We start from the raw sequence: 20080 nt of genomic DNA, 5'->3' as shown, positions 1-20080 counted from the left end.
CGCTGCTCAGGTCCTTGTGTGCAGGACGGTCTCGGTGAAGGCCGGGACGTCCAGGCGGACGGCGATCGCTGCGACCCGGAGCTCCGGGCGCAGCGACTGCCAGAGCGCATCGGCGATCGCGGACCAGCTGGACTCGACGGTGATCACCTCCGGGCGGCCGTTGGTGATCACCTCCTGCGTCGTGCCGGCGTACGTCGTCGTGGTGAGCGCGGAGCCGGGCGCGATGCGGGCCGCGTACAGCGACGGGTGGACGGTGAGGTCCGGCGTACCGTCGTACGCGCGGGCGGATCCGATGACGACGTCGGTGAGTTCGGCGCCGGTGATGGTGGCGCCCGCGGTGATGCGCGGGGTGCGGATCGGCGGGTCGGGTTCGTAGGTGAGCTGCCGCATCGCGAGCTGCAGGTCCGGTTGCTGCGCGCGAGCGGCGGTGAGTTCGCCGACCTGGGTGCCGTTGCCGACGATGACCCAGTCGTCGCCGCGGGTCGCCGCGACGTAGTGCCGGAGATCGTCGGTGGCGGCGCCGGAGACGTCCTGCACGACGACCTCACGCTCCCGGACGACGAGCTCGCGCGACTGCGACGCGGGGGAGCGCCCGGTCAGCCAGTAGGCGAAGAACGGGACGCCGTCGACGTCACGCCCGATGGCGAGACCGCGACCGGGGTACTCGACCGACTGCATGATGCTCACCGGGCCAGGAACTTCCGGATCGCCTCGACGTACGCCGTCGGCTCTTCCTCGTCGATGGAGTGCGCTGAGTGGTGGAAGATCTCGAGCGTCGCCTGCGGGAGCCGGGTGGCGAGGTCGCGGGGGATGTCGAAGCCGACGTGGCGGTCCCAGAGCCCGGCGAGGATCAGCGTCGGCATGTCGAGGGCGGCGAGGTCGTCGATCAGCCCGGCGCGCTCGGTGCCGACGAGCGCCATCGCCATCTCCAGGTTGGCCGGCGGGGCGTTCTCGTCGTCGGGCGGGATGTTCGACGGATCGTGGTAGAAGAACCGGGCGGCGTTGGCGCTCTGCGCGATCGCCCCGAGCGCTGCCACCGTCCGCTCGATCGGCTCCGTCACGCCGTCGAGCTGCGCGCGCAGAGCGACGCGCTCATCCGCCGTCAGCACCGGATCGACCGCCCCCGGCCGCATCGCCCACACCCCCGGATGCAACGGGTCGGCGATCGGCGGCGCGTGCAGGATCAGCCGCTCCACATGATTGCTATAAGCAACTGCGTACTCCGCGGCCAGCAGGCACCCGTACGACCTACCCCACGGCACGATCCGCTCGACCCCCAACGCCGTACGCAACTCCTCCAGATCGGCAACCAACTGCCCCATCGTGTAAGTCGCCGCACCATCCGGCTGCTCCGACCGCCCACACCCCCGCTGGTCGTAAAACACCACCGGCGCCACCCGAGCCAACGCATCCCCCACCGACCGCTCTACGCTGTACGAACTCTCCCCAGGCCCGCCGTGCACCATCACCAACGGCACCCCCGGATTCCCGGCCCCCACCACCCGAACCCAATGCCCAACCCCACCCACAACGACTGTCCGCACCCCATCACGCAACATGCGAGCGAGCATACGCGCCGGCGATCAGCAGCCTCGTCACGAGAAGCGGCGGCCCGGCCCCGGCGACTGAGCTGGCCTCGACCCCAACGGCCCGCGCCACTAGAGGACGTGAGCGTTCAGAGCTTTCACCTGGTCCGCCAGCTCAGGCAGCTCTATGACCTCGACGCCCGCTGCCGTCAGGAGTTCCACTCCCTCGCAGTCGACGAATACGGAGGGCTCGCGCCAGGCGATGACCACTCGACGGATTCCTGCGGCGAGGATGAGTTCGGTGCAGGTCCGAGGACGGGAAGCCCGCTTGCTGCAGGGCTCCAGGCTCGAGTAGATCGTTGCCTCGGGAAGATCGGCATCGTTCGCGGCGAGCTTGCTCAAGGCTATCTCTTCGGCGTGATCGTGCGGATCTGTCTCGCGAGAGTAGCCGGTAGCCAGAACCTTCCCCGTAGCACCGACGATGATGGCACCCACGGAGAACGCGGTGGCCGATGGTGGGCAAGAGCGCGACAGCTCGATCGCCTGCTGGAGCCAGTGGCGATCATCCAGCTCAGTCATCAGTGCTCTTCTTCGGGAGGTAGCGGAGCAGGACGACGTCGCCGATCTGCCGTACCTCGGCGAGGTCCATCCGGTTGGACGGGCTCTGCGGGAAGACGGCGTCACCGACGAAGCGTGGGGCGCTGCTGTCACCGACGAAGAACGGAGCGACGACCAGCTGAATCTCGTCCGCGAGGTCGGCCGACAGGAACTGCGTATGGATCGTGCCGCCGCCCTCCACCATGAGACGCTTCACACCTCGCCTCGCGAGGTCGTCGAGCAGGAATCCCAGGTCGACCGAAGGACCCGCATCGACGACTGTGCTGACCTGGCCGACGGCCTCCGTTGCCTTCGCCGCCCCGGCGGAAGGCACGTACACGATCTTGTCGACCTCACCGGCGCTGAAGAACTTGGCCTCGGCATCGAGGTCACCCGACGCGGAGACCGTGACCTTCAGCGGTGATTCCGTCTCACCCCTGCCGATCCTCTCCTGACGGCGTTCCTCGGCGCGCACGAGCAGACGCGGGTTGTCCCTGCGGATCGTGTTCGCTCCGACCAGGATGGCGTCGACGCCGGCCCGGACCTGGTCGACACGGTCGAAGTCCTCGTCGTTGGAGAGCAGGAGGCGCTCATCGCTGTTGTCGTCGATGTAGCCGTCGGCAGACGCTGCCACCGACAACAGTACGTAGGGCCGCTCAGTCACGCATGGTCTCCTTCATCGGCATCAACGAGCTTCTCGATCGTGTAGACGAAATCATCCGTCAGCTGCTGGATGGTGTCGGGCGCGGCCCGCTCTGAGATCTCCGCGCACCGCGTAAGGGTGTCTCGGGTGTCCCGAGACATCCAGGCAGACGAACGCTGACTGCGCATTGCCTGCTGGTACACGGCCCTGGCTGAGCCCCCGGTCGCGCCCAGCGGCAGGATCCGCTTACCCATCGACACCGCGATGTCGGCCTCCGCCTGGGTGCCACTGCCGCCTCCGATGACCAGCACGTACTCAGCGTCCAGAATCACGTTCCGCCGGCCGAAGATCGCCACCGCTCCGCGCAGTCCGGGCGGCTGGTAGTGGTCGGCGATGTGCGTGATCACCTCGATGCCCACGCCGACGGGACCGTGGTTCACGAGCAGGCGACGCACCATCACGAGGCGCGCGAGCGACCGCACGGCTGCATCGATCACCGCGGAGCTGGTGCCCGGAGCTCTGCTGCCACAAATGGCGATCCGGGTACTCGCGGAGTCGGAACCGTCGACCCGCTGGCGGACCTGTTCGGTGACCTCGCCGCCTCGAGCGAGCTCACGTTCGTCGCGGACGGACGACACGAGCGCATCGGCCGGCGCGAGCCCCATCAGGATCCGGCCGTTGTCCGGAATGCACAGGCCCTCGGCGATCCGCGTCAGGACGTTGATGTCCGACACCTGGCCATGACGAGTGCCCCGGACCCAGTTCGACACGTCGGACCGGTCGTGCTCGGTGAGGAGCGCAAGCTGCGTCTGCGTACAGTCGGCGAAGTCCGCGAGGTACCGGCGGAACAGCTGGGCGACATCGCGCCGCGCCAACGCCTCCTGCACGTCGCTGCGGTGCCAGAACGACGCCGGCACGGTGCCGGGATCGAACACTCGCCGACGAGTCACAACCCTCCCGAGACTTGGATCCTCACCTACAGAGCGTAGCGGTGGATGTCCGTACGTGGGACGAGTCCACGGGTTGAGTCAATTTCGCGGTTCCGGACCGAGGGCGAACATGAAGCATCGGCTCGAGCGTGACGAGCGCCCGTCGACTTCCATCCAAGCAGCGGGGCCGGCGTGCTGGTCCCTGACGCCCGCGTCGGCCCCGCGTTCCAGCTGTGAGGACACAACTCATGTCGGTCGTACAGCAGTTGAAAGAGCAGTTGCACCACATGTCGACAGAGGCCAACCGGGCGGCGGGCAGCCTAGGCGGATTCCAGAGCAACTTTGCCCGAAGCAGCGCACAGGTTCAGGCGCTGATCGCGGGATCTGCGACGAGAACCGATCGAGAGATCTCCGAGCTCCTCGATGCGGCTGGCAAGGCAGTCGGCGATGCTGTCCAGGCGCTGCAGATCGCCGCATCGGGCTGCGCCAGCTACGCGAACCAGATCTAGGAACCGATGCCGTCGGAACTGCAACGGGTCGCCACTGCGCTCGTAGAGTGCCTCGGCCAGATGCCGTCGATCGTGGGATACCTTCAGCGGCTCGCAAGGCAATGCCGCGATAACGCTTCGTTCGTCGCCGACTTCTCATCCGGCAACCCGGCAGCACGGCACGCCGCGTACCAGCTCGTGGCGGCCGCCGAAGCTTGCGAGCGAGCAGCTCATCTGGCTGCGCAGACGCCTCTGAAGGCGAGGGCATGGGCAGACCAGATGGTCAGCGGGGGCCGTACTGTCGCGCCGGCGGAGGTGGCTCGGCGTGTGGCGGGTGGGGCAGCCGGTCAGGTCGAGCAGAAGGTCGTCGAACTGTCGACCACCGATCCCGAGCACAAGGAACTGCTGAGCCGACCACCACCTGACAGCACCATCCGGGTGGACAAGCGGTTCGTCTACGAGACCGATGGAGCCGGGCGGGTCGTCCGGGCCAAGGCAACCCTTGACGTCGTCGACCTGAAGCATCCGCGCGACACGGCGTCGCAGCGGGCGTTGGACGGGAAGCTGCCGGGCGATCATGCCGGTCATCTGTTCGCGAGGATCTTCAGAGGACCGATCGGCAAGATGAACCTGACGCCGATGGCGGGTCGATCGGTCAATCTGAGTGCGTACAAGCGAGCCGAGAACGCGTGGCGGGCCGCGCTGGAAGCCGGGTCGGAGGTCGATGTGCAGATTGACCTGGTGTACCGCACTGACAAGAATCGACCCGATCTGATCGCTGTCCGGTACGCGATCGACGGCGTCGTCACCCAGCAGACCATTCGAAACACTCCGCGGCGTGGACAAGGAAGCAGAGATGGCAGTTCCTGATCAAGCGAGTCTGGAGATTGTTGGTGCGGCAGTGCTGAAGGCCGTGCCTGACGGGTGGGGGCGGGCCGTGCTGACAGTGTCGGCGGTGGCGGCCACGATGGAGACGCGGCTGGCGGTGGAGATGCTGGACGGAAGCGTCGAAGGTGGGGAGAGCATCGACGTCGACGCGCAGCTGGCGTGCGACGATCTGCGGGACCGGATGTACGAGGACGGTGTTGGGACCTGGTACAACGCGACCTTCGTCGTGACACCGGACGGTGGGCTCGAGGCCGAGTTCGACTACGACAACCCGCCGTTCGAGGGAGGTGGCGACGCGGATCTGCTGGAGAACGATCAGGAGGCGTATCCGCGTGACGCCGAGCACCTGCCTGCCTGGCACCCGTCGAGGGAGTCGGCTCGCCGGAGCTGACGCGTCGCCCAGGTGGTAGTGAGGGCCGCGTGGTTGCCGGTGGTGTGGGATCGGTTGATGCGAACACTCCGAGCGCGATCAGTGAGCCGACCGTCATCGCGATGATCGCCGTCGACGTCCAGGCTCACACGGTGCCGCCCAACTCGTCACCAGCGTCAGCCCGGTCCCGGCGAGGCCTCGGAACGCACCCGGCGCCGAGATTCTGCTCTCGATGATCCAGTCACGAAACGTCCTGAGGGACCGAAGGACGGGTAGTGGTCGGGCCATGGTGGGCGTACGCGGAGGGCTTGAGCGTGGCGAGCGCCGAGGGGAAGGGGGACTGCCGGGGGACTACCCGTGCTTCGGTTCGGTGTGTGGTCCGTACGATGGGTGGGTGCCGTCGACATTGCCCGAGGGGGAGGTTGCGCCCCGGGACGGGGTGTTGCCGGATGCTGCTGTGCTCGAGGCCGCGGGGCGGCCGTTGGGGTTTTATCTGCATGTGCCGTTCTGTGCGTCGCGGTGCGGGTATTGCGACTTCAACACGTACACCGCTACAGAGCTCGGTGGTGGTGGCTCGCAGGCGTCGTACGCCGAGAACGCGGTCGCCGAGGTGCGGCTCGCGCGGCGGGTGCTTGGCGAGCTGGATCGGCCGGTCGACACGGTGTTCTTCGGGGGTGGTACGCCGACCTTGCTGCCGGCTGCGGATCTGGGGAAGATGCTGGCGGCGGTGCGGGATGAGTTCGGGCTCGCGCCGGGCGCGGAGGTGACGACGGAGGCGAATCCGGAGTCGGTGGATCCGGCGTACCTCGAGGCGCTGCTCGAGGCGGGGTTCACGCGGGTGAGCTTCGGGATGCAGAGTGCGGCGTCGCACGTACTGCGGATTCTCGATCGGCAGCACACCCCGGGGCGGGCGTTGCAGGCGGTCAAGGAGGCGACGGCTGCGGGGTTCGAGCATGTGAACCTGGATCTCATCTACGGCACGCCGGGGGAGTCGCTGGACGACTGGCGGGCGTCGCTGGAGTCGGCGTTGTCGGCCCAGCCGGATCACGTCAGCGCGTACGCGTTGATCGTCGAGGACGGCACGCAGCTGGCGCGGCGGATCCGGCGTGGTGAGCTGCCGATGCCGGATGACGACGACCTTGCGGACAAGTACGTGCTGGCCGACGAGATGCTCTCCGCTGAGGGGTTGCGGTGGTACGAGGTGTCCAACTGGGCACGCAGTACGGCGGCACGGTGCCGGCACAACGAGCTGTACTGGCGCGGGGACACGTGGTGGGGAATCGGTCCCGGTGCGCACAGTCATGTCGGTGGCGTGCGCTGGTGGAACGTGAAGCACCCCAGCGCGTACGCCGAGCGGATCACCGCGGGCGAGAGCCCTGCGTACGCACGCGAAACCCTCGACGAGGAAACGCGCCGGATCGAACGAGTCCTCCTCGAGGTCCGGCTCTCGGCCGGCCTCCCGCTAGACGTCCTCGACCCCGCGGGCCGAGCCGCCGCCGACCAGGTGGTAGCCAACGGCCTCGCCGTGATCGCCGACGGCGATCCGGCGAACGGTGAGCGGCTGGTGTTGACTGATCGGGGGCGGTTGTTGGCTGATGCGGTGGTTCGGGAGCTGCTGCCCTGAAAGTGATCAGAAGTGATCACAGTGAGCTGTTGACGACTGTTACGAGCACCCGGCACTCTGTGCGGTAAGCGTTTACTATCTCTCTCCGAGGAGTCGCGATGCCGCCATTCATTCGTCGTCGGCTGGTGCTCCAGGCCGGGCTTGCCGCCGGTGCGCTCGGTACGCTCGGCCTGCCGGTCAAGGCGTTCGCGCAGGACGAGTTCGACGTACTGCGGACCCGCTGGGCCGAGCTCAACACCGGCGGAGCGATCGACCCGGCCGATCCGGCGTACGGCGATGCGCTCGGGAAGCTCGGCGCGCAGGCGCGGGAGTTCCTGGACACGATGATCACGGCGGCCGACCGGACCGCGCTCTGGGCAGACCTGCCGCTGAGCCCGACGAGCGGGAACTTCGCAATCAGCTACACGCGCCTGAAGACGATCGCCTTGGCCCGCGCCACCTCAGGGACAGGCGTGGGGTCGGCCGCCCCGGGCGCGGCGGCGGCCGCAGTGAGCGCCGAGGCAGCAGGGGACCAGCTCAGCGGAGCGCTCGACTTCCTGAACGCGAACGCCTACAACGAGACGCTGCGGGAGACCGGCAACTGGTGGTTCTGGGAGATCGGCGCACCGCGCGCGCTCCTCGACACCTGCATCCTGGCGGCCGACGTCCTGTCCGCCGAGCAGCTCACCCGGTACGTGACAGCCGTCGACAGGTTCGTCCCCGACCCGAACCGCCGGACCAACTCGCCGACGCTGCGCGAGACCGGCGCCAACCGCGTCGACAAGGCGCTGATCGTCGCGCTGCGCGGCATCGTCGGAAAGTCGACGATCAAATTGTCGACAGCACGCGACGCGCTCAGCGACGTCGCCGAAGCCGGCAAGAACAGCGTCTTCAAGTACGTCACCAGCGGCGACGGCTTCTACCGGGACGGATCCTTCGTCCAGCACGGCAACCTCGCGTACGTCGGCACGTACGGCAACGTCGCACTCGGCGGCGTCGCGAACCTGATCGCCCTGCTCGGCGGCTCCACCTGGGAGATCACCGACCCGAACCGCGCGGTGCTCCTGGACGCCGTCGAGGCCAGTTTCGCCCCGTTCATGGTCGACGGCCTGATGATGGACTGCGTTTCCGGCCGCGCGATCTCCCGCGAACGCGCCGGCGACCACCGCCACGGCCACGGCACCACGTCGACCGTGCTCCTGCTAGCGAGCGGCGTCGCCGAGCCGTACGCCTCGCGCTACAAGGCCCTCGCGAAGGGCTGGATCACCCGCGACCGCCTCGACGACTACCTGCCGGGCGCGTCGATTCCCGAGATCTCCCGCGCGAAGGCACTGCTCGCGGACGCCGGAGTCAGCCCGGCCCCGGCACTGCCGCGGCACTTCCAGTTTCACAACCAGGACCGTGTCGTACACCGGCGTCCGGGCTGGACGTTCGCGATCGCGCTGTCGTCGAAGCGGATGGCCCGCTACGAGTGGGGCAACGGCGAGAACCGCCGCGGCTGGTATGTCGGCGACGGCATGACCTACCTCTACACAGCCGACCAGTCCCAGTTCACCGACGCGTTCTGGCCGACCGTCGACGCACACCGCATGCCCGGTACGACGGTCAGCACCAAACCCCGGCAGCCCGGTGGCAGCGGAGCAGGCACCGGCACCGTCGCGGCGTACGCCGAATGGGTCGGCGGCGCGTCGTACCGGAACGTCGCCGGTGCGGTCGGCATGCACCTGATCAACCACGACAAGACCTTGCAGGCCAGGAAGTCCTGGTTCTGCCTGCGCGACTCGATCGTTGCCCTGGGCGCCGGAATCACCGGCACCGACGGCTACCCGGTCGAGACGATTGTCGACAATCGGAATCTCCACGAGAACGGAACCACCGCGCTCCTGGTCGACGGTGACGCCGCGGTCGACCGGACGTACGACGGCCCGCGCTGGGCGCACCTGGACGGCGTAGCCGGCTACATCTTCCCCAACGGCGGCCAACTGACCGTCCAGCGCGAGGACCGCACCGCTTCCTGGTCGGAGATCAACATCGGCAACGACACGGCCGGCTCGACCACGCCGTACACCCGCCGCTACGCCAAGCTCATCCTCGAGCACGGGACCGCGACCGGCGACTACGCGTACGTCGTCCTGCCCAACGCCACCAGTCAGCGAACCGCCGAAGTGGCAGCCGATCCCGGGATGACGATTCTTGTCAACAATCCGAATGTCCAGGCGATCCGGGCCCACCGCGAGGGTCTGGTGTTGATCAACTTCTGGACCGCCGGTTCCGTCGCCGAGGTGCCGGACGGCCCCGCGCGGCGCGGTGTGACCAGCGACGGTCCCGCGTCGGTGGTGATCGGCACCGACGGCCCGACGACGACGGTCGCGGTGTCCGATCCGAGCCGGACCGCGACGACGGTCCGGTTGACGATCGACCGCCAGGTCGGCGCGGTGATCGCCAAGGATCCGGCCGTCACGGTGGTTGCCACCGGCAAGCAGCTCGTGCTGGACATCGCCGTCGGCGGCACGAAGGGCGCCACCCACTCGGTGTCCTTCGGCTGACGTTCCCCCACAGTTCCGCAAGCAACCGGGGCCGGCCACCAGGGCCGGCCGGGTCGCCGGGTGCTGGCAAGTTCAACCAGGAGGTTGTTCGATGATGCCGCACGCCCGCCCCCTCACCAGGCGACGTGTCCTCCAGCTCACCGGAGCCGGTCTGGCCGCGGCCGCCGTACCCACGGCCGCGCACGCCGAGAACACCACGACCGCTCGCACCCTGACCATCCCCGCGCTCCCGTCGGCGCGGACCACCGAACTCGAGCGCACCCAGAACTCCCTCAGCGCCAGCGAACTCCGTTCCACCGGCTTCTACCTGCCCGCCGCGACCGCCCTCAACGTCCTGGTCCACGCGGGCAGCGTGGCGCCGACGCTCGTGATCGGCGCGCCGGACGCCGACGCGCGCAAGGAGTTCAAGTCACCCCGGCAGTACCCGCTCCAGGTCGGCCGCAACACGATCACCGACGCCGGCGGGGGCGTCGTCTACCTGAAGCTGATCGGCACCTCCGGCCAGGCGAAGGTCAGCATCGGCGAGGAGGCCGAGCCGATGCCGTACTTCGTCCTCGGCGCCACCGGCGAGGCCGACTTCCAGCGCCAGCTCGACGAACGCCTCACGCCGTACGTCGAACTCCTCAGCCCGCACGCGATGATCACGATCGAGCGCGCGTCGGCGCTGAAGTACCGCACCGAGAACCACACCGACCTGCTGGCGACGTACGAGGACATCATCCGGATCGAGGACGCCACCAGCGGGTACGACGGATCCGCGCCGGCGCACGTCCGGCTCCCGCACCGGTACCACTTCGTCGGGTACCCGTCCGCGATCACCGGCGTCGGGGCGTACGCGACCCACGGCCACATGTCGTTCCCACCGCCGATCCAGGACCGCATGCTGACTGTGGAAGGTCTGCGGATGCGCGGCTGGGGCGTCTACCACGAGCTCGGCCACCAGCATCAGCAGATCACGTACAAGCCGAGCTCGCTGACCGAGGTGACCGTCAACATCTACTCGCTGGCGGTGAACGCGGTGTTCGCGACGAAGTACGGCCAGCAGCCGCGGCTGCACGCGCCGGACGCGAAGACCGGCCTCACACCGTGGCAGAGCGCGCCCGGCAAGCTGCGGTCGCCGGACGTGAACTACCGGACCACGTTCGACCCGTACGAGAAGCTGGTGATGTTCGAGCAGCTGCGGCACGCGTTCGGCAACACCTTCTGGCCGAACCTGCACAAGCTCGTCCGGGTCGAGCGCCCGTACGCCAGCGACTACACCGACGAAGTACTGCGCCTCCGCAACCTCGTCGTCCTCTGCAGCCGGACCGCCGGCTACGACCTGAGCGACTTCTTCCGCGCCTGGGGCGTACCGGTCGACGCCGAAGCAACCGCACAGCTCGCCGCGCTGCAGTTGACGCCGCCGCCTGTTGACCCGTCGACAATCCGGGAGTAGACAAAGGACGAAGGCACCCACCGGGTCGAGGTGGGTGCCTTCGTCGTTCTGGGGAGATCGAGCCTTCAGTCGCGGAGGAAGAGCTCGATCACACAGCTGTCGACCTCGGGCGCCCGGTTCGGCAGCTTGAGCGTCAACGTGTTGTCCGGCAGCCCCGTCAGGTAGGTGTGGGCCGGCGCCGACGGATCGACGGTCACCCGCCGGACCTCCGACGCGTCGTGCAGGAACTGCGCGTACTCGACGCGGTCACCCAGCCCGGGCAGGTGGATGTGCCCCATCGGCCAGGCGAACACGTGCAGGTACAGCCGCCGCCCGTTCTGCGTGTAGCGGCAGTCAGCCGGCGGTACGAACTCGCTCGGCCCGCAGCCGCGGATCGAGCGCTCGTGCAGCCGCATCCAGGAGCCGATCCCGGACAGTACGTCGAGCGCGCGCGGCTCCCACGCACCGCGGCCGTTCGGGCCGACGTTGAGCAGCATGTTGCCGCCCTTCGAGACCGAGTCGACCAGCATCCGGATCAGCAGCGCCGGCGACTTCCAGTCGTGGTTGTCCCGGTGATAACCCCAGCTGCCGTTCAGCGTGTGGCAGGCCTCCCACGGCACCTGCGTACCGTTGCCCGCAGCAACCTCATTCCCCGGCGGCTGCACCTGCTCGGGCGTGGTGAAGTCGCCCGAGCCCAGCCCCAGTCGATTGTTGACAAGAATCCCCGGCTGCAGCTCGCGCACCATCGCGAGCAGTTCCTCGGACCGCCACTCGTCCGGCCCCTTCGCGTTGAAGCCGCGATCGGCGTACGAGAAGTCGAACCACATCACGTCGATCTTCCCGTACCCGGTCAGCAGCTCACGGACCTGTCCGTGCAGGTAGTCGGCGTACTTCGACACGTCGCGGTGCGCCGTCCGGTCGATGAAGTCGACGTCCTTGCGCTGCGGGTGGTACAGGTCCACCGGGAACTCCGGGTGGTGCCAGTCCAGCAGCGAGTGGTACAGCCCGATCTTGAAGCCGCGCTCCCGGAACGCGTCCACCATCGGCGCCAGCAGGTCCTTGCCCCAGGGCGTGTTCGGCGCCGAGTAGTCGGTGAGCTTCGAGTCCCACAGGCAGAAACCGTCGTGGTGCTTGGTGGTGATCACCAGGTAGCGCATCCCGGTGTTCCACGCGTCCTCGGCCCAGCGCACCGGGTCGTAGAGGTCCGGCTCGAAGTGGTCGAAGTACGGCTGGTAGTCGGCGTCGGTGAGTTGCTCGTACGACTTCACCCACTCGTGCCGCGCCGCGGCCGCGTAGATGCCCCAGTGCACGAACAGCCCGAACCGCGCCTCGGTCAACCAGTTCATCGCGGGCCGGCACCGCCGCTCAGCGCCGTCTCGAACTCGCCGCGGATCTTGTCGCCGCCGTCCTTCTTCCACTTCGCCAGCGCGGTGTCGAACGCGCTGACCGGCTTCCGGCCCGCGATCACGTCGTTGCGGACGTCGGTGAGCGCCTGGCCGATGTCACCGCCGGACTTGTCGTTGGTCGGCGAGATCAGCGACGCGGTCGGGTCCTTCACGACCATCCCGATCAGCTTGGTCAGGTCCTCGTGCGCGCGCTCCACGTACGTCGGGAACTGCGCGTTGTAGAGAGCCTGCGGCGGGGCGGTGATGTACTTCCAGGGCACCGTCATCTCGGCCTCGCCCTTGCTGGTCAGCTTCGGGTTGCCCTTCTCGTCGCGGGTGAAGTCGACACCCTCGACGCCGTAGGTCAGCAGCAGGTTCTCGGTGCTGCCGAACGGCGCGGCGAAGAAGTCCGCGACCTTGAGCAGCTCCTTGGCCCGCGCCTCGTCGGACTTCTTCATCAGCGTGTACGCGAACAGGATGTTGTCCGACCAGGTGTTCGCCTTGCCGCCCTTCGGCGCCATCGGCACGAACGCCCGCGGGTCGTTCTTCGGGTCGAGCCGGGCCATGTCCTTCACGTAGCCGGAGTACGCCGGGAAGCCGTCGTACACCAGGGCGCCCTTGCCGGCCCGGAACGCGTTCTTCCGGGCGGTGCCGTCGATACCGTCCGAGCCCGGGACCAGGACGCCGGCCTTGACCAGCTGGACGGCGAACTCGAGCGCCGCCTTGTACTCCGGCGTCTCGAAGCTCCGGACCAGCTTGCCGCCGTCCTCCTTCCAGCCGTACGGCACGCCGAACATCTGCTGGATCATCGTGAAGAACGTGTTGCCCTTGGAGTTCACGATCGCCCACTGGCCCTGCTGCGGCTTGGTCAGCTCCTTGCAGGCCGCGAGGAAGTCCTCGGCGGTCGCAGGGTACTCGATGCCCGCGGCGTCGAAGAGCCGCTTGTTGTAGAAGCCCGCGCCGCCGGTGATGCTGCGCGGGATCGGCAGCCCGTAGATCTTGTCCTGGACAACACACGCCTGCCAGATCACCTGCGGGATGTTGGCCAGGTTCGGGTAGTCCTTGACCTTGTCACCGGACAGGTACGGCGTCAGGTCCGTGCACTTCGCCGACAGGAAGGCCGGCAGATTGTTGACAAGAGTCGCATCGGACAATAGGACCAGGTCCGGCAGTTCGTTCGCGGCCAGTACCGTCTGGAACTTGGTGGCCCAGTCGCTGTCCGGGACGATCGTCAGGTCGAGCGTGCCGCCGAGCTGCTTCTCGACCGCCTGCCACGCCGTGTTCTTGTCCTTGGCCGGCGGCAGCGGGTCGAAGATGTCGGTCATCACGCTGACCGTGCCGCCGGACAGCGGCGGCGTCTTCACCGTGGTGACGAGATCCTTCGGGTACGTCAGGTACCCCGGCGGTACGCCGTCCGCGGTGCCGGCCAGGTCCGGCTTCGGACCCTGGAACGGAACGTACGTCGGCAGCGTCACGGACGAGGCGCGCGCGGTGCCGGCCGCCGTACCGCCGTTGCTGCAGGCAACCAGGGCCGGGACGCCGGTGGCGCTCATCACCGCGACGCCGACGGCGCTGCGCAGGAAACTGCGCCGATCAAACGGCCGGCTGAGGGGAGGGGTGGTCACGATCGGTTTCTCCTAACCTTTGATGGCGCCGGTGAGTACGCCCTTGGTGAAGTAGCGCTGCAGGAACGGGTAGACGCAGAGGATGGGGACGAGCGCCACGACGACGACCGCCATCTGGATGGCCTGGATCGACGCGACCGCCTCACCGGGTGCCTCGGCGCCGCCGCCGACCGGCTGTCCTTGCAGGACGTAGAGGCGCAGTACGAGCGGCAGCGGCCACTTGCCGGTGTCGCTGAGGTAGAGCAGTGCGTTGAAGAACGCGTTCCAGTGGCCGACGGCGTAGAACAGTGCGACGACCGCGAGGACCGCCTTCGACAGCGGCAGCACGATCCGGAGCAGGATCGCGAGATCGCCGGCGCCGTCGATCCGGGCGCTGTCGAGCAGCTCGGCCGGGATGTTCTGGAAGAAGTTGCGCAGGACCAGGAAGTTGAACGCGCTGACCAGGCCCGGCACGATCAGCGACGCGTACGTGTCGTAGAGCCCGAGCGCCTTGACCAGCAGGAAGTTCGGGATGATGCCCGCGCCGAACAGCATCGTGAACAGCACCGCGCTGAGCACGAAGCGCCCGCCGACGATCGGCCGGCTGAGCCCGTACGCGAGCGCGATCGTGACGACCAGGTTGAGCGCCGTACCGATGATCGTGATCCCCGCGCTGACCAGCAGCGCGTGACTGACCACGCCGCCGGCGAAGATCGTCTTGTACGCCGCCAGCGTCGGCTCGCTCGGGAACAACGGGATGATGCCGCCGCGCCGGGTGATCTCGGCCTCGCCGGCCAGGCTGGTCGCGACGATGTTGACGAACGGGTACAGCACCAGGAGGCAGACGAGCGCGATCACGATGCCCTTGATGGCCAGCCCGGCCTTGGTCGGCGCCTCCATCCAGGGCGGCCGGTTCGAGGTCTTCATCGCGAGTAGATCCCTTCGTGGCCGAAGCGGTGGGCGAGCTTGTTCGCGCCGAGGATCAGCACCAGGCCGATCACGCCCTTGACCAGTCCGACGGCCGCGGCCGGACCCCACTCGCCGTCGAGCACGCCGTGGAAGTACACGTAGGTGTCGAGCACCTCGGCCGCGTCGGCGCCGACGGCGTCGCGCTGCAGCAGGATCTGCTCGAAGCCGACCGAGAGAATGCTGCCCAGGTTGAGGATGAGTAGCAGTAGCGTCACCGGCACGATGCCCGGCAGCGTGACGTGCCACAGCCGCCGCCAGCGGTCCGCGCCGTCGATCGCCGCGGCCTCGTAGTGCTCGGTCTCGATGTTCAGCAGCGCGGCGAGGTAGATGATCGTGCCCCAGCCGGCGTCCTTCCAGATCAGCTGCAGGGTCACCAGCCAGGGGAAGAACTCGGGGCTGGTCATCAGGTCGACGCGCGGCAGTCCGAGCTCACCGAGCAGCTGTGGGAGCAGGCCGGTGCCGCCGATCAGCTGCTGGCTGATCGAGATCAGGATCACCCAGCCGATGAAGTGCGGCAGGTACACGACGCTCTGCACGAACCGCTTGATCTTCGGGCTGATGATGCTGTTCAGCAGCAGCGCGAGGCCGATCGGCGCGGGGAAGAACAGCACCAGCTGGAGTACGGCGAACTTCAGCGTGTTCAGCAGCGCACGGTAGAAGTCCGGTTCCGTGAACACGCTGAAGTTGGCGAACCCGACCCACGGGCTCTCCTTGAAGCCGAGGTACGGCTGGTAGTCCTGGAAGACGATCACGTTGCCGAGCAGCGGCACGTAGTGGAACACCACGAAGAACAGGAAGCCGGGCAGCACCAGCAGCAGCATCACGCGGTCGCGGCGGAGCCTGGCCGGCAAGCCCGGACCGGCAGCACGCGCCGAGTCGCGGGCCGCGCGCCGCGCCGTACGACGCGCGGCCCGGCTTGCGGCGCGGTCCGGCGCGCGGCCGGGGGATCGGCTGACGCGATGCATGATGCGCCTCCTGATAGTAAGCGTTTGCTGTGTCGACTGGCAGCAACCATGAAACGTTCACCGCCTTGCTGTCAAGCACTCACGAATCTTTGTCTTGACCTCCGGCGTCGCGGATGCCTACGGTTTCTAGTAACCGTTTACTAGGAGTGATCCGTGCCGAATCCTGAATCCGACCGGGACAGCAGTCCGCGGTTGCGCACCCTGGTGGCGATGCCCGCGGAGAGCTGGTCGGAGGTGGTCACCCCCGCCGCCGCGTCCCGGCTGGAGGGTGTCGCCGAGCTGCTCGGTCTCCGGCCGGACGGCACGCCGCGGCTGGTGTCGTCGTTCGCGGACGTGGCGGACGAGCTCGCCGCCGCCGAGGTGCTGCTGACCGGGTGGGGCTGCCCGCGGATCACCACGGATGTGCTGGACGCGGCGCCGAAGCTGCGCGCGATCGTGCACGCCGCCGGGACGATCAAGACGGTCGTCGACCCGGTCGTGTTCGAGCGCGGGGTCGAGGTCTCGTCGGCGGCCGCGGCGAACGCGATCCCGGTCGCGGAGTTCACGCTGGCGGCGATCGTCCTGGCGAGCAAGCGCGCGTTCCGGCACCGGGACTGGTTCCGGGTCTCCGGCGTGAAGCGGCCGTTGCCCGGGGCCCCGATCCTGGGCACGCTCGGTACCACGGTCGGCGTCCTCGGCGCCTCGCGGATCGGGCGGCTGGTGCTCGAGCGGCTGCGCGACCTCGACGTCGACGTACTGGTGAACGATCCGTACCTGAGCCGCGCGGAGGCCGCGGCGCTCGGCGCGCGGTGGTGTGAGCTGCCGGAGCTGTTCGCGGCCAGCGACATCGTGAGCGTCCACGCACCGCTGCTGCCGGAGACGCAGGGCCTGGTGTCCGCGGAGCTGCTGGCCGCGATGCCCGACGGCGGGGTGCTGATCAACACCGCCCGCGGCCCGGTGGTGGACCACGCGGCACTGGAACGCGAGTGCGTCGCGGGCCGGCTCGACGCGATCCTCGACGTCACGGATCCCGAGCCGCTGCCCCCGGACTCACCGATGCTGCAGCTGCCCAACGTCTTCATCACACCCCACCTGGCCGGTGCCATGGGCAACGAATCCACCCGCCTCGGCGACGCCGCCGTCGCCGAACTGGAGCACCTCGTCGCCGGCCGTCCGCTCGCGCACCCGATCCACCACGACGACCTCGGCCGCATCGCATGATGCGCTGGTTGCCGGCTCCGGATCGGCTTCTGTCTCCGCGGACCGGATACACGCGGCAGACCTGGCTCGCGGTGGCTGATCATCTGCTCGACTCGCTGGTGCCGTGGTTCTCGGACAACGGCGCGCAGGTCCGCTTGCCGGGTCGGGGGAGCTGGTCGGGCGCGGACTGCGACGGGCTGGAGGGGTTCGCGCGGTCGTTCCTGCTGGCCGCGTTCCGGATCGCCGCGACCGACGGCGACGATCGGCTGGTCGAGCGCTACGCGCGCGGGCTGGTCGCGGGTGCCGCCGGGGACTGGCCGCGGCTGACGCCCTGTTCGCAGCAGATGGTCGAAGCGGCGGCGATCGCGGTCGGGCTGCACGAGTCGCGGGCCTGGCTCTGGGACAAGCTCGACGCACCCGAGCAGCAGGTGGTCGTCGACTGGCTGAGCGGGTTCGTCGGGTCGCGGACGTGGGACAACAACTGGCGGCTGTTCCAGGTCGTCGGCGAGCAGTTCCTCGCGTCGGTGGGAGCGCCGTACTCCCAGGACGACATCGACGCGGGCCTCGACCGGATCGAGGACTGGTACGTCGGTGACGGCTGGTACTCCGACGGCGCCGGGCAGAACTTCGATCACTACATCGGCTGGGCGATGCACCTCTACCCGGGCCTGTGGACGCGGATGGCCGGCCCGTCCGCCGACGGCCGGCTCGCGGTGTACCGCGAACGCCTGCACCGCTTCCTCGAGGATGCCGTCCACCTCACCGGCACGGACGGCGCCCCGATCCACTTCGGGCGATCGCTCTGCTACCGGATGGCCGCCGCGGCGCCGTACTGGATGGGCGCGCTGCTCGACGCCACGCCGCTGACGCCCGGCCAGACGCGCCGGCTGTGCTCCGGAACGCTTCGGCACTTCGTCGACCACGGCGTTCCCGACGAGCGCGGCCTGCTCACCCTCGGCTGGCACCACCACTTCCTGCCGGTCACCCAGCCGTACTCCGGACCCGCGTCGCCGTACTGGGCGTCGAAGGGTTTCCTCGGCCTCCTGCTCCCGGCCGATCACGAGGTCTGGACCGCACGGGAGGCCGCGCTGCCGCTCGACGAACGCGACCAGGTGCGCGCGATGCCGGCGCCGGGGTTCGTGATCCAGGCGACCAAGCACGACGGGATCGTCCGGCTGCTCAACCACGGCAGCGACCACGGCGGCGAAGGCGACCCGCACTACAACCGGCTCGCGTACTCGACCAGGACGGCGCCCGAGCTCACCGACGAAGTGCTCGACAACCACGTCGGACTGGCGGGCGACCGCAACCGGATCCAGCGCATCGACCCGGCGTCCTCGTGGTGGGAGGTCGGCGGATCGAGGATCCGGGTGACGAGCGTCGTGCATGGGCGGATCGAGGTCCGCTGCGTCCTGGTCGACGGGCCGGAGGGCGTGGTGCGCCACGGTGGCTACGCAGTCGCCGGGACAGAGCGGCCCGAGGTGAGCACGGGACCGCTGTGGGCACAGGCGACACGTGTCGATCGGCTCACGAGTGTGGTCGTCGGTCTGTACGGGTACGAGCGCGCGGACGTACGGCGCGGGCTCGACTCCAACGCGTTCGGCCCGCATTCCGCGACGCCGTACCTGGAAGCGCGGTACGACGGAAGAGGTCCGCGGGTACTGGTGTCGGCGGTGGTACTGTCCGGCGACACGGTCTGGCCGCGGCAACTGGCCGAGAGCCTCGACGTGACGGTGGACGGGTGTCAGGTCACGCTGCGCTTCGCGGACGGTACCCGGGCCGACGTACAGCTGGACGAGGAGGTGGGCGATGGCGGCGGAACCGCCCCGGCAACGGGCGCGCCGGCGTGACCCCGAGGCCGCCCGGACCATCCGCGACGTGGCCGCCCGGGCCGGCGTCTCCACCGCGACCGTCTCCCGTGTTGTCAACGGCAACTATCCGGTCGCGGCCTCGACACGGGCCGCGGTGGAACGCGCGATGCGCGATCTCGGGTACGTCGCCAACGCGCACGCGCGCGCCCTGGCCGGCTCCACCACCCGGGTCGTCGGCATCGTGGTCAGCGAGATCGTCGACCCGTTCTTCGCCTACATCGCGCGCGGCGTGCAGGCCGAGGCGCTGTCGTCCGGCCGGCTCTGCCTGGTCTGCTCGACGCAGGGCGGCGACTCCGCCGAGCTGCGGTTCGTCGACCTGTTGCTCGAGCAGCGCGCCGACGCGGTGATCCTGGTCGGCGGCGCGGTCGAGGACCAGGAGTACTTCGCCGCGGTCGGGCAGCGCGCGCGCCAGCTGGCGAACAACGGCTCCAGCCTCGTGCTCTGCGGCCGGCCGGGCCTGGAGTCGGGCGTCCCGGCGTACGCCGTCGAGTACGACAACACCGGCGGCGCAGCGGCGATCACCGACCACCTGCTGAGTGTCGGGCACACGCGGATCCTGTACCTCGGCGGGCCGACCACGCTGTCCACCACGACCGCCCGGCTGCGCGGTTTCCGGCAGGCGTTCGCGGCGCGCAAGCTCGCCTGCGACGAGAGCCTGGTCCGGACCGGTGCGTTCGGTCGCCAGTGGGGGTACGACCAGACGCTGCGCGCGCTCGACGACGGGCTCGACTTCACCGCGATCTTCGCCGCCAACGACATCGTCGCCGCCGGGGTGTACGCCGCGCTGCGCGAGCGCGGGCTCAGCATCCCTGGCGACGTCTCGGTGGTCGGGTACGACGACGTACCGGTCGCGGTCGAGCTGCGGCCGGCGCTGACCACGGTCCGGGTGCCGCTCGAGGAGCTCGGGCGGGCCGCCGTACGGGCCGGTCTCGCGGGGCAGGAGCAGAGCGCCGACCCGTTCGCGCACCAGCAGCAGGTGACGACGCTCGGCACCGTCGTCGTGGTCCGCGACTCGGTCGCCCCGCCCCGCATGCGGTGATCACGCACAGCTCACTCCCGGTGACTGTCAAGATGCTTGACATATCCACTGCGGACGCTTGAGA

18 protein-coding genes are annotated in these 20080 nt (G+C 68.9%); 9 read left to right on the top strand and 9 right to left on the bottom strand.

Going from position 1 to position 20080, the window contains the following annotated elements; genetic code table 11:
* Window positions 1–6 precede the first annotated feature (6 nt).
* The 5 genes from ABN611_RS40160 to ABN611_RS40140 all read right to left on the bottom strand — a co-directional run bounded on the left by ABN611_RS40160 (window position 7) and on the right by ABN611_RS40140 (window position 3716).
* Complete coding sequence (locus tag ABN611_RS40160; RefSeq protein WP_350281752.1) at window positions 7–678, bottom strand: IMP cyclohydrolase; 672 nt, start codon at window positions 676–678, stop codon at window positions 7–9.
* Between the two features lie 5 nt (window positions 679–683).
* The gene (locus ABN611_RS40155; protein WP_350281751.1) at window positions 684–1466 is read right to left on the bottom strand and encodes an alpha/beta hydrolase; all 783 of its coding nucleotides are present in this window, start codon (window positions 1464–1466) and stop codon (window positions 684–686) included.
* A gap of 192 nt (window positions 1467–1658) precedes the next feature.
* Entirely contained in the window at window positions 1659–2105 is a 447-nt protein-coding gene (locus ABN611_RS40150; RefSeq protein WP_350277549.1) for a deaminase, read from the bottom strand.
* The gene (locus ABN611_RS40145) at window positions 2098–2787 is read right to left on the bottom strand and encodes a dihydrofolate reductase family protein (RefSeq protein ID WP_350277548.1); all 690 of its coding nucleotides are present in this window, start codon (window positions 2785–2787) and stop codon (window positions 2098–2100) included. Before ABN611_RS40145 ends, ABN611_RS40150 begins: the two co-directional genes overlap by 8 nt.
* Window positions 2784–3716, bottom strand: a complete 933-nt coding sequence (locus ABN611_RS40140; RefSeq protein ID WP_350277547.1) for a hypothetical protein — start codon at window positions 3714–3716, stop codon at window positions 2784–2786. The genes ABN611_RS40145 and ABN611_RS40140 overlap by 4 nt, the downstream gene beginning before the upstream one ends.
* 227 nt (window positions 3717–3943) lie before the next feature.
* Here ABN611_RS40140 and ABN611_RS40135 point away from each other — a divergent pair, with 227 nt between their 5' ends.
* From ABN611_RS40135 to ABN611_RS40110, 6 genes are all read left to right on the top strand, one after another.
* Window positions 3944–4204 (top strand): hypothetical protein, encoded by a 261-nt coding sequence (locus ABN611_RS40135; RefSeq protein WP_350277546.1) that lies wholly within the window; start codon window positions 3944–3946, stop codon window positions 4202–4204.
* A gap of 60 nt (window positions 4205–4264) precedes the next feature.
* Window positions 4265–5053, top strand: a complete 789-nt coding sequence (locus tag ABN611_RS40130) for a DNA/RNA non-specific endonuclease (protein ID WP_350277545.1) — start codon at window positions 4265–4267, stop codon at window positions 5051–5053.
* Window positions 5040–5462 carry a hypothetical protein gene (locus ABN611_RS40125; RefSeq protein ID WP_350277544.1) on the top strand — a complete coding sequence of 141 codons (423 nt, stop codon included), beginning with the start codon at window positions 5040–5042 and terminating at the stop codon, window positions 5460–5462. The genes ABN611_RS40130 and ABN611_RS40125 overlap by 14 nt, the downstream gene beginning before the upstream one ends.
* Window positions 5463–5835: 373 nt before the next feature.
* Entirely contained in the window at window positions 5836–7065 is a 1230-nt protein-coding gene (gene hemW / locus ABN611_RS40120; protein WP_350277543.1) for a radical SAM family heme chaperone HemW, read from the top strand.
* A gap of 98 nt (window positions 7066–7163) precedes the next feature.
* On the top strand, window positions 7164–9590 hold the full coding sequence (locus ABN611_RS40115) for a polysaccharide lyase 8 family protein (protein ID WP_350277542.1): 2427 nt from the start codon (window positions 7164–7166) through the stop codon (window positions 9588–9590).
* 91 nt (window positions 9591–9681) lie between these two features.
* Window positions 9682–11025, top strand: coding sequence for a M60 family metallopeptidase (locus tag ABN611_RS40110; protein ID WP_350277541.1), 1344 nt, complete (start codon window positions 9682–9684; stop codon window positions 11023–11025).
* Between the two features lie 65 nt (window positions 11026–11090).
* Here ABN611_RS40110 and ABN611_RS40105 read toward each other — a convergent pair whose 3' ends face one another.
* The 4 genes from ABN611_RS40105 to ABN611_RS40090 are packed head-to-tail and all read right to left on the bottom strand — an operon-like array spanning window position 11091 to window position 15927.
* Window positions 11091–12350, bottom strand: coding sequence for an alpha-L-fucosidase (locus ABN611_RS40105; RefSeq protein ID WP_350277540.1), 1260 nt, complete (start codon window positions 12348–12350; stop codon window positions 11091–11093).
* Window positions 12347–14014 (bottom strand): extracellular solute-binding protein, encoded by a 1668-nt coding sequence (locus ABN611_RS40100; protein WP_350277539.1) that lies wholly within the window; start codon window positions 14012–14014, stop codon window positions 12347–12349. Before ABN611_RS40100 ends, ABN611_RS40105 begins: the two co-directional genes overlap by 4 nt.
* Window positions 14015–14026: 12 nt before the next feature.
* Complete coding sequence (locus tag ABN611_RS40095; RefSeq protein ID WP_350277538.1) at window positions 14027–14920, bottom strand: carbohydrate ABC transporter permease; 894 nt, start codon at window positions 14918–14920, stop codon at window positions 14027–14029.
* Window positions 14917–15927: an ABC transporter permease subunit gene (locus ABN611_RS40090; protein WP_350277537.1), complete on the bottom strand. Its 1011-nt coding sequence runs from the start codon at window positions 15925–15927 to the stop codon at window positions 14917–14919. The genes ABN611_RS40095 and ABN611_RS40090 overlap by 4 nt, the downstream gene beginning before the upstream one ends.
* 153 nt (window positions 15928–16080) lie before the next feature.
* Between ABN611_RS40090 and ABN611_RS40085 the strand changes: the two genes are divergently transcribed.
* The 3 genes from ABN611_RS40085 to ABN611_RS40075 all read left to right on the top strand — a co-directional run bounded on the left by ABN611_RS40085 (window position 16081) and on the right by ABN611_RS40075 (window position 20016).
* On the top strand, window positions 16081–17127 hold the full coding sequence (locus tag ABN611_RS40085) for a hydroxyacid dehydrogenase (RefSeq protein ID WP_350277536.1): 1047 nt from the start codon (window positions 16081–16083) through the stop codon (window positions 17125–17127).
* A gap of 71 nt (window positions 17128–17198) precedes the next feature.
* Complete coding sequence (locus tag ABN611_RS40080) at window positions 17199–18956, top strand: DUF2264 domain-containing protein (protein WP_350277535.1); 1758 nt, start codon at window positions 17199–17201, stop codon at window positions 18954–18956.
* A complete protein-coding gene (locus ABN611_RS40075) occupies window positions 18916–20016 on the top strand; it encodes a LacI family DNA-binding transcriptional regulator (protein ID WP_350277534.1) in 1101 nt (366 codons plus the stop codon). The genes ABN611_RS40080 and ABN611_RS40075 overlap by 41 nt, the downstream gene beginning before the upstream one ends.
* Window positions 20017–20080: the final 64 nt, after the last annotated feature.

The sequence above is a fragment of the Kribbella sp. HUAS MG21 genome, assembly GCF_040254265.1.
GTDB lineage: Bacteria > Actinomycetota > Actinomycetes > Propionibacteriales > Kribbellaceae > Kribbella.
This window is presented reverse-complemented; position numbering and strand designations above follow the sequence as displayed.